We start from the raw sequence: 3,316 nt of genomic DNA, 5'->3' as shown, positions 1-3,316 counted from the left end.
CGGCAGCGGGAACTGAACAAGATGCGCCGCACCCAGCAGCAGCCGCTGCCGGTGGCGCAGCTGCCCGAGAACCTGCAGCTTCGCACCTTCGTCCCCGGCCAGGATGAACAGGCCTGGCTGCAGGCCAACGCGGCAGCCTTCGCCGACCACCCGGAGCAGGGCTCGCTGACCCTGGCCGACCTGCAGGCGCGCATGGCCGAGGACTGGTTTGACCCCGAAGGATTCTTCCTGGCCGTGGACCAGGACGAAGCGGTGCTGGGGTTCCATTGGACGAAGTTGCCCCAGCGAACCCGGCACCGCCCGGGTGGGTGAGGTGTACGTGGTGGGGGTGACCCCGACGCGCAGGGTCTGGGCCTGGGCCGCAGTTTGACCGCCACCGGGGTCAACCATCTGCTGGCCCGCGGGGTGGAGGCGGTCATGCTCTATGTGGATGCGGAGAATACCGCAGCGGTGAAACTCTACGAGTCCTTGGGCTTCACGGTCTGGGATGTCGATGTGATGTACGGGCCTGCGCGGTAGGATTGGCGCTAGGCAATGCGGCGCCTGACAGGGCTTGTCCCCCGGTGGTGTCCGCCATTGCATGACCGGCACCCTGAGCCAGGAAGCGAGATCAGCTGATGACCAAACCCGTGCTCCCACCAACCAGCAAACTCAAGGATGTGCCTCATCGGAGGCCACCGTGGACCGGATCGGCTTGCCGGACATTGCCCCGGCCGCCACGCTGCCCATAGGCGGTTTCTCCGCCGAGCGCTTCCTGGACCGGGAGATCAGCTGGTTGGACTTCAACGCTCGGGTGCTGGAACTGGCCGAGGACGAGGATCTGCCGCTGCTGGAGCGGGTGAACTTCCTGTCCATCTTCACCTCGAACCTCGATGAGTTCTTCATGGTGCGGGTGGCCGGGCTCAAGCGCCGCATCGCCACCGGCCTGGCGGTGCCGGCCGCCACCGGGATGAACCCGGTGGACCAGCTGGAACTGATCCTGGCCAACGCGTACAAGCTGCAGCTGCGCCACGCGAAGGTGTTCGCCGATTCGGTGCGCCCAAAGCTGCAGGAAGAGGGCATTGCCCTGGTCGGGTGGAAGGACTTGAGCCCGAAGGAACGCGACGAGCTGTCCCAGTGGTTCATCAAGCAGGTCTTCCCGGTGCTCACCCCGCTGGCGGTGGACCCCGCCCACCCGTTCCCCTACATTTCCGGGCTGTCGCTGAACATGGCCGTGGTGGTGCGCAACCCGCAAACCCAGAAGGACCTGTTCGCCCGCCTGAAGGTGCCGGACACCATCATGCGCCTGATTTCCGTCGACGGGCTGCGCGCGGCCCACTCCTCGCACAGCCAGGCCCGGTTCATTGCCCTGGAAGATGTCATTGCCGAGCACCTGGACCAGCTGTTCCCCGGCATGGACATTGTCGAGCACCACTTCTTCCGCATCACCCGCAATGAGGACCTGGAGGTGGAAGAGGACGACGCGGAGAACCTGCTCCAGGCCCTGGAGAAGGAGCTGCTGCGCCGCCGCTTCGGCCCGCCGGTGCGCCTGGAGGTCGCCGATGACATCAACCCGCAGATCCTGGAACTGCTGGTGCGCGAACTGGGCATCGAGGACGATGAGGTGTTCAAGCTGCCCACCCCGCTGGATTTGCGGGGGCTGGGCGTCATTGCCGGGCTGGACCGCACCGAACTGCACTACCCGAAGCATGTGGGGCACACCTCCAGCCTGCTGAACGTCTCGGAAACCTCCAAGGCGGCCAACGTCTTCGCCGCGGTGCGCCGCCGCGACATCCTGCTGCACCACCCCTATGACTCGTTCTCCACCTCCGTGCAGGCCTTTTTGGAGCAGGCGGCCGCGGACCCGAAGGTCATGGCCATCAAGCAGACGCTGTACCGCACCAGCGGGGACTCGCCGATCGTGGACGCGCTGATCGACGCGGCCGAGGCCGGCAAGCAGGTGCTGGCGCTGGTGGAGATCAAGGCCCGCTTCGATGAGCAGGCCAACATCACCTGGCGCGGAAGCTGGAGCAGGCCGGGGTGCACGTGGTGTACGGCATCGTGGGCTCAAGACCCACTCCAAGCTGTCCCTGGTGGTGCGCCGCGAGGGCGACAAGCTGCGGCGCTACTGCCACATCGGCACCGGCAACTACCACCCGCGCACCGCCCGCTACTACGAGGACCTGGGCTTGCTCACCTGCGATGACACCGTGGGCGAGGATGTCTCCAAACTGTTCAACCAGCTCTCGGGCTACGCCCCGCGCTCCACCTACCAGCGTCTGCTGGTCGCCCCGCGCTCGCTGCGCTGGGGGCTGGTGCAGCGCATTGAGCAGGAGATCGCCAACGCGCAGGCCGGCATCGACTCCCGGGTGGTGATCAAGGTCAATTCGATGGTCGACGAGACCATCATCGACGCCCTGTACCGGGCCAGCCAGGCCGGGGTGAAGGTCGACGTGATCGTGCGCGGGATCTGTGCGCTGCGTCCCGGGGTTCCGGGGCTGAGCGAGAACATCCGGGTGCGCTCGATCCTGGGCCGGTTCCTGGAGCACAGCCGCGTGTTCATGTTCGCCAACGACGGGGACCCGGTGGTCTACATCGGTTCGGCGGACATGATGCACCGCAACCTGGACCGCCGGGTGGAGGCGCTGGTGTCACTGGCCGAACCGGAGGACATCGCCAACCTGATCGCCATCCTGGACCGCTACCTGGATGAGCAGACCTCATCCTGGCACCTGCTGGCGGACGGGGACTGGGAGCGACACCACCGTGACGCGGACGGCCAGCCGCTACTGGATGTGCAATCATGCTGATCGAGACCCACTCGCGCCGGCGCAACCCGGGTCGCGGAAACTAGTGGCAGCCAATCAGATCAAAGGATCGACCAACACCGTGCTCATGATTCAACGGTCCTCGGATCCCGAGGAAATCCTGCTGGGAGAATTTGACGTCATCGCCGCCGGGGCCATCCCGTGGCGTGTGCTGAACGACGAACTGCAGGTCCTGATCATTCACCGGCCCCGCTACGACGACTGGTCCTGGCCCAAGGGCAAGCTCGATGACGGGGAATCCATCCCGGAATGCGCGGTGCGCGAGGTCGGGGAGGAAGTGGGCCTGCAGGTGCAGCTGGGGATCCCGCTGGAGGCCACCGCCTACACCGTGAACCAGAAGGCCAAGGTCGTCTACTACTGGGCAGCGGCCCTGGCCAACGGGGATGAGCCACCGTGGACGGGGACGAGGCGGACGAGGCCCGCTGGGTGGGGGCCAAGCAGGCCAAGTCCATGCTGACCAACCCCAGCGACGCGGCCCGCTCGATGACCTGATCGAGCGCACCTGGCCG

General features: G+C 66.3%; 1 protein-coding gene and 2 pseudogenes. All 3 read left to right on the top strand.

Annotated features, from left to right (window positions below):
* Positions 1-519: pseudogene (gene mshD / locus JCM19049_RS22600) on the top strand (mycothiol synthase); the annotation flags it as partial.
* A gap of 61 nt (positions 520-580) precedes the next feature.
* A pseudogene (locus JCM19049_RS10170) lies at positions 581-2,833 on the top strand (RNA degradosome polyphosphate kinase).
* Positions 2,833-3,264 (top strand): NUDIX hydrolase, encoded by a 432-nt coding sequence (locus JCM19049_RS10165; protein ID WP_054821526.1) that lies wholly within the window; start codon positions 2,833-2,835, stop codon positions 3,262-3,264. The pseudogene JCM19049_RS10170 and the gene JCM19049_RS10165 overlap by 1 nt, the downstream one beginning before the upstream one ends.
* The last annotated feature ends 52 nt before the right edge of the window (positions 3,265-3,316 follow it).

This window comes from Arthrobacter sp. JCM 19049 (genome assembly GCF_001310435.1).
The sequence above is the reverse complement of the archived record's forward strand: the minus strand, read 5'-3'. Positions and strand labels throughout refer to the sequence as shown.